A 6,420-nucleotide genomic window follows, 5' to 3' on the forward strand; every position below is an offset into this window, starting at 1 on the left:
GGAATTCCGAACACATTGCCTTGGCTGTCATCGGGTTGCGTGTAGATATAGGCCTGACTGGTCGAGCTGAGTCGCGCGGTGTTTCGCAACGTCACGCCGCCAAAGTCGTGGCTCGCGCGCAGCGTCAGCTGGTCGATGTTGGTCTCGCGGAAGTCGCGGTTCGCCAGCCCGTAGAAGCTGTTCGGCGAGATCCGGCCAACAGTTCCGGACGCGGTGGTGAACCGGCCGACCGCAGGTTCCGACAGGATGACGCCGCTGCTACCGGCGGGCGTCGCGTTGATGGCAGCACTGGCGACATACGAATATGGCAAGCCGCTGTCGGGCAGTTCGTCGGTTTCCAGATGGTAGTACATCGCCGTCAGCTGCGTGGGTCCGCCCAGTCCGATCGTCACCGAGGGTGCCACGGCCCAGCGCTTCTGGAACAACGCATCGCGACCGGCGACGTCCTGGTCGTGCCACATGCCGTTGATCCGCAGCGCGACGGTGGGGCCAAGCGCGGCATTAAGATCGACGGTGGCGCGCTTGTAGTCGTCGCTGCCATGGCTGACGGCAGTCGAGCCGAACGTGGTCGCCTGCGGCAGTTTGGAGCCGATGTTCAGCGTCCCCCCTGCGGAGCCTCGCCCGCCCAGCGTGGAGTCCGAACCGCGCACGATCTGCACGCTCTCGACCGCGAACACCTCGCGGCTCTGCGCGCCGATGTCGCGGACACCGTCCAGGAAAGTCGACCCCTGGCTATCGAACCCGCGAATGAATGGCCGGTCGCCGATCGGATTGCCGCCCTCCGCCGCGCCGAAGGTGATGCCGGGTACGGTGCGCAGCGCATCCTGCAACGTCGCCGACCCGGTCTGCTCGATCACCTCGCGCGGCAGCACCACGATCGAGCGCGGCGTATCGACCAGCGACGCGACCAGCTTGGGGTTGTCGCTCCGCTGGACGCGCTCGCCCTCGACCACGATGTCGGCGTGCCGCTGATCCTCGGGCGTCTCAGGATCGGCGCCAAGAGCGGGCGCAGTGGCGAACGCGCCGACGCAGGAAAGCGCCAGGAACTTGGGTATTGCGGGCAACGAAACTCCCCTTCTGGAGAGCGGCGCTATTGAGAAGCGTTCGCAGTGTCAAACTTATTGCGAGCTATTCGCAACCTCGCGCAACAGCCAGGTGCGCAGGGCGCTGGCCAGATTGGGGGCGCGATGCTGTCCCGAACGCAAGGCGTCGATCCGAGCAACCAGCACGCTCAGCGGCAACGACCGCGCTCTGGCCGCCGCCTCCAGAGCCTCCCAGAATTCCGGCTCCAGGCTGATCGACGTCTGATGCCCGGCGATGGTGATCGACCGCTTGCACGGCCCGACAAAGCAATCGGGGTCGACGCCGATCATTCGGTGTCGAACAGCGCCGCCAGCTGCTCGATGATGGTGCCGCCCAGCTGTTCGGCGTCCATGATCGTGACGGCTCGCGCGTAATAGCGCGTCACGTCGTGACCGATCCCGATCGCGACCAGCTCGACCGGCGACTTGGTCTCGATCCAGCCGATCACCTGGCGCAGATGCCGCTCCAGATACGAGCCGCTGTTCACGCTGAGCGTCGAATCGTCCACCGGCGCGCCGTCGGAGATGACCATCAGGATGCGACGTTCCTCCGGCCGCGCGAGCAGCCGCGCGTGCGCCCACAACAGCGCCTCGCCGTCGATGTTCTCCTTCAACAGCCCCTCGCGCATCATCAGCCCGAGGTTCTGGCGCGAGCGACGATACGGCTCGTCCGCGCGCTTGTAGAGGATGTGGCGCACGTCGTTCAACCGCCCCGGTTGTAGCGGCCGCCCTGCCGCCAGCCACGTCTCGCGCGCCTGCCCGCCCTTCCACGCGCGCGTCGTGAAGCCAAGGATCTCCGTCTTGACCCCGCACCGCTCCAGCGTCCGCGCGAGGATATCGGCCGAGATCGCCGCGATCGAGATCGGCCTTCCGCGCATCGAGCCCGAATTGTCGATCAACAGCGTCACCACGGTATCGCGGAACTTGGTCTCGCGCTCGACCTTGTAGCTCAGCGACGAGCCGGGACTGACGATCACCCGCGCCAGCCGCGCCGCGTCGAGCATGCCTTCTTCCTGATCGAAGTCCCAGGACCGGTTCTGCTGCGCCATCAGTCGCCGCTGCAGCCGGTTGGCGAGCTTCGACACCGCCGATTGCAGATGCACCAGCTGCTGATCGAGATAGCCGCGCAGCCGCGTCAGCTCGTCCGGGTCGCACAAGTCGGTAGCCGCGATCACCTCGTCAAACTGCGTCGTCCAGTGCTTGTAGTCGAACTGCGGCGACAGGTCGGCGTGCGGCCGGTTCGGGCGAACGGGCTGCATCCCTTCCTCGCCCTCGTCCTGCCCGTCGGCATCCATGTCGTCGAACTGGTCGTCTCCGGCCTCCTGCCCCTCGCCTTCGTCGCCCTCGCCCTCGGTCTGCTCGCCGCGCGCCTCGACCTCGGCCTGACCGTCGCCGCCCTGCTCCTCCCCCTCTTCGCCCTGGTCGTCGGCTGCCTCTTCTGTGCCCTCGTCCTCGGCACCGCCTTCGTCCGCCTCGTCGGGAACCTGCGTGCCCTCGATCAACTCCAGCTGCTCCAGCAGCTTTGTGGCGAGCGCCTGGAACGCGCGCTGGTCGTCGATCGCCAGCGCCAGCGCGTCCAGATCGGCGCGGTCCTCAACCCAGTCGCGCACCAGCGCCAGACCCGGTTCTGCGGCGCCGGGCGAGGCATGTCCGGTGAGCCGCTCGCGCACCATCAGCGCCAGCGCGGTCGACAGCGGCACTTCGTCGCGGGTGCGCGCGCGCGTGATCGGGTCCGACCGCAGCCGCATGTCGAGCGCGGTGGCGAGGTTGTCGGCGATGCCGGCATAGCCCCGGCTGCCCAGCGCCTCGACGCGCGCACCCTCCACCGCATCGAACACTGCGCGCGCCACCGGGTCGCCAGGCGCACCCTTCAGGTGCAGCGCAGTGTTGTGGTGCCGCAGCTTGAGCGCGAAGCCGTCAGCGAACCCGCGCGCCTCCGCCACCTGATCGGCCGGCAATGCGCGCGCCGGCATCGGCACCTTCAGATGCTTGCCCGACTGCACCGGGGCATCGGCGGTGAACGCCAGCTCGACCTCCGGCTCGTCCGCGATCGCCCGCGACGCGCCCGCGAGCACGGCCTTGAAGCGGTCGAGGGGGGTTTCCTGGCTCACCAGATGACCTCGCAACCAAAGCCAGCCAGTTGTCGATCGTTCGTCATGATCGGCATCTGCTCGTGGAGACTCTGCGCCGCCAACACCCGGTCAAAGGGATCGCGGTGCTCGCCACGCAGAAGCCCCGCCCGTCGAGCATGCTCCTCATGCATGTTCAGGTGGTGGAACCCATCATCCGAAACGCCACGCCGAAATTCGAGAATGCGTTGTTCCATTTCCGGCAGCCGCCCGAGACGAACTTTGATGGCAATCTCGAGCGCGGAGATCGCGCTGACATAAACCGTCGCCTCGTCCGCCTCCAGGATCTCGCGCAACGGCTCAGGTAAACGTGGATCGTTCGCCCACCACCATATGAGCGCGTGCGTGTCGAGTAGCACATTCATGATGTTACCAGTCGCCAGAATACTTGCCGTCCCAGGCATCAAGCTCATCTTTGGGCAGCGGGTCGAACCACACCTCACTCGGAATGCTGCGGAGCTCCGGCCAGCGTCCCGGTTTGCGGCGGGGTTTGGCCGGATCAGCATAAGGCACGATCTTAGCCCAGGGCATGCCAGCCTTGGCGAGGACGATCTCCTCACCAGCATGCGCTCGGTCGATCAGCTTCGAAAGGTTGGATTTCGCGTCATGCACGTTGAAGGTCTTCTGCGGATCAGCTTCGGCCATGGCGGGTCTCCTGGCGGGCTAAGTAGCTTAGCCCACCTTCCGCATCAACCCTTCCCCACCACGCTCTCCGGCAAATCCTTCCCGAACACCCGTTGGTAATATTCCGCCACCAGCGACCGCTCGGTTTCGTCGCACTTGTTGAGGAACGACAGCCGGAACGCAAAGCCGACGTCGCCGAAGATCAGCGTGTTCTGCGCCCAGGTGATAACCGTGCGCGGGCTCATCACGGTCGAGATGTCGCCGTTGATGAAGCCCTTGCGCGTCAGGTCGGCGACGCGGACCATCGCGTCCACCTCCTTCTTGCCGCCGACGCGGTCATACTCGCCCGATTTCGCCAACACGATCTGCGCCTCGACGGCTGCGGGCAGGTAGTTGAGCGTGACCACGATGTTCCAGCGGTCCATCTGGCCCTGGTTGATCTGCTGCGTGCCGTGATACAGTCCGCTGGTGTCGCCCAGCCCGACCGTGTTGGCGGTCGCGAACAGCCGGAACCACGGGTTGGGCCGGATGACACGGTTCTGGTCGAGCAGCGTCAGCTTGCCCTCGGTCTCCAGCACGCGCTGAATCACGAACATCACGTCCGGCCGGCCGGCATCGTACTCGTCGAACACCAAGGCGGTGGGCGTCTGCAACGCCCAGGGCAACAGGCCCTCGCGGAACTCGGTCACCTGCTGGCCGTCGCGCAGCACGATCGCGTCGCGGCCGATGAGGTCGATGCGGCTGATGTGCGCGTCCAGGTTGATGCGGATGCACGGCCAGTTCAGCCGCGCCGCGACCTGTTCGATATGCGTCGACTTGCCGGTGCCGTGATAGCCCTGCACCATGACGCGACGGTTGTGCGCGAACCCCGCCAGCACCGCCAAGGTCGTGTCGCCGTCGAACACATAGGCCGGGTCGAGGTCCGGCACGCGCTCGTCCGCCTCGCTGAAGGCGGGCACCTGCATGTCGGTGTCGAGGCCGAACACGTCGCGCGCGCTGACCATCTTGTCGGGCGCATCGAGCAGGCACTGCTCGCGGCTGTCGGGCTGGGTGTTGGGCAGGTCGATCATGGCAGGCCTCAAGGCATTGGTCCGACGCCTTAGGGCAAGCGCGGCCGCATACTCAACCGCTACGCTCCGATCTTCGTCGGCAGCGCGAACAGATCAACGAAGCGTTGCGCCACGTTGCGATCCCCGGCGATGCTCAGCAGCCCGCCGCCGTCGAACCCGTTTTTGCCGTAGATCGTCCGCCGCAGCGCCATCGTGTCTCCGACAAGCGTTGCTTCCACCTCGTTGCTCTCGCCGCGCGCCACGGCAATTTCACCGTCGGCGAGGCGCGCCACGAAGGCATCGTCGGGGAAACGAAAGGCGACGGTCATGGTCTGCGCGAGGGCCTTCGCGGGATCGACAAACGTCCGCAGCGAGATCATTGCCGAGGCGGTGGACATGAAGGCGAACGGATCGTGGCGGGGCGAGCGCGCGGCCCAACGACCCATCTCGCGGATCGCCATCTCCGCCTCTCGACCCCAATCGGTGAGGTCATAGACCTGGACATTGGCGGGGGAAGGCAGCCGCCGCCGCATGACGATGCTCGCCGCTTCCAGGCTCCCCAACCGCTGCGTCAGCACATTCGCGCTGATCCCCGGCAGATTGGTCTTGATTTCGCCGAAGCGTCGCGGCCCGAACATCAGTTCGCGGATGACGAGTAGCGACCAGCGTTCACCGACAAATTCCAAGGCAAGCGCGGTGCCGCAGGCGTCGTCGTACCAACGCTTTTGCACCCCGCTTCCGAGATTCGTTACTTTTCCTGACTTCATGGTTGCTAAAAGTAACCCGCTCCGGGCAACGTTGGCAAATGTTGATTCGGGATAGGAGGACGCCGCGATGCCAAGGATGATCTTCGTGAACCTGCCGGTCGCCGACGTTGCCGGCGCGACGGCCTTCTACGAGGCGATCGGTGCGCGAAAGGACGAGCGCTTCTCGAACGAGCAGGCGAGCGCGATGGTGTTTTCCGACACCATCAATTTCATGCTGCTCAGCCACGACTTTTTCCGCACCTTCACGCCAAAGGTCATCGCGGACGCGCATAAGACGGCGCAGGTGTTGGTCTGCCTGTCGGAAGACAGTCGGGAGGCGGTTGACGCCACGCTTGCCAAGGCGGTGGCCGCCGGCGGCAAGCCCGACGCGACACCCAGGCAGGAGATGGGCGGCTATATGTATGGCCGCAGTTTCGAGGATCCGGACGGGCATATCGTCGAGCTGATGTGGATGGATGTCGACCAGGCAATGGTCGCGTAGAGCCAGCCGCAGACCGAGGTCACCTGAGCCATGTCGTTCCAGGCCTATCTCGCTACGATCGAACGCACGGCCGGCAAGACGCCTGCCGACCTGCGCGCGATGGCGGCGGCCAGGCGCTGGGTCGCCGGCGGCGGTCTTGCCCCCGGTGTGAAGCCGATGGCGATCGTCGACGCGCTCAAGGCCGAACTCGCGCTGGGGCACGGTCACGCCATGTCGGTCGTCGCGCTGCTCAGAGGCGCCAGGAAGGAGGGGGATCGCTGATGCTCAGCGACTGCCGCGCGCTGCTGG

Annotated in this window: 9 protein-coding genes; 2 read left to right on the forward strand and 7 right to left on the reverse strand. The window is 66.0% G+C overall.

Going from position 1 to position 6,420, the window contains the following annotated elements:
• The 7 genes from JWN21_RS00295 to JWN21_RS00325 all read right to left on the reverse strand — a co-directional run.
• The coding region (locus JWN21_RS00295; RefSeq protein ID WP_299645389.1) for a TonB-dependent siderophore receptor at positions 1–1,064 on the reverse strand (1,064 nt) is incomplete at its 3' end.
• Between the two features lie 54 nt (positions 1,065–1,118).
• The gene (locus JWN21_RS00300) at positions 1,119–1,373 is read right to left on the reverse strand and encodes a ribbon-helix-helix domain-containing protein (RefSeq protein WP_299645390.1); all 255 of its coding nucleotides are present in this window, start codon (positions 1,371–1,373) and stop codon (positions 1,119–1,121) included.
• Complete coding sequence (gene cobT, locus JWN21_RS00305; RefSeq protein ID WP_299645391.1) at positions 1,370–3,193, reverse strand: cobaltochelatase subunit CobT; 1,824 nt, start codon at positions 3,191–3,193, stop codon at positions 1,370–1,372. Before cobT ends, JWN21_RS00300 begins: the two co-directional genes overlap by 4 nt.
• Positions 3,190–3,576, reverse strand: a complete 387-nt coding sequence (locus tag JWN21_RS00310) for a type II toxin-antitoxin system VapC family toxin (RefSeq protein ID WP_299645392.1) — start codon at positions 3,574–3,576, stop codon at positions 3,190–3,192. Before JWN21_RS00310 ends, cobT begins: the two co-directional genes overlap by 4 nt.
• Positions 3,577–3,580: 4 nt before the next feature.
• Positions 3,581–3,856: a type II toxin-antitoxin system Phd/YefM family antitoxin gene (locus JWN21_RS00315; protein ID WP_299645393.1), complete on the reverse strand. Its 276-nt coding sequence runs from the start codon at positions 3,854–3,856 to the stop codon at positions 3,581–3,583.
• A 44-nt stretch (positions 3,857–3,900) separates the two neighbouring features.
• Positions 3,901–4,905 carry a cobaltochelatase subunit CobS gene (gene cobS, locus JWN21_RS00320; RefSeq protein ID WP_299645394.1) on the reverse strand — a complete coding sequence of 335 codons (1,005 nt, stop codon included), beginning with the start codon at positions 4,903–4,905 and terminating at the stop codon, positions 3,901–3,903.
• 59 nt (positions 4,906–4,964) lie between these two features.
• Positions 4,965–5,615 (reverse strand): helix-turn-helix domain-containing protein, encoded by a 651-nt coding sequence (locus tag JWN21_RS00325; RefSeq protein ID WP_299645395.1) that lies wholly within the window; start codon positions 5,613–5,615, stop codon positions 4,965–4,967.
• 103 nt (positions 5,616–5,718) lie between these two features.
• Between JWN21_RS00325 and JWN21_RS00330 the strand changes: the two genes are divergently transcribed.
• Positions 5,719–6,132: a VOC family protein gene (locus JWN21_RS00330; protein WP_299645396.1), complete on the forward strand. Its 414-nt coding sequence runs from the start codon at positions 5,719–5,721 to the stop codon at positions 6,130–6,132.
• Between the two features lie 30 nt (positions 6,133–6,162).
• A complete protein-coding gene (locus JWN21_RS00335) occupies positions 6,163–6,393 on the forward strand; it encodes a DUF4287 domain-containing protein (RefSeq protein ID WP_299645397.1) in 231 nt (76 codons plus the stop codon).
• Positions 6,394–6,420 lie beyond the last annotated feature (27 nt).

Source organism: Sphingomonas bacterium (assembly GCF_028292945.1).
Classification (GTDB): Bacteria; Pseudomonadota; Alphaproteobacteria; order Sphingomonadales; family Sphingomonadaceae; genus Sphingomonas.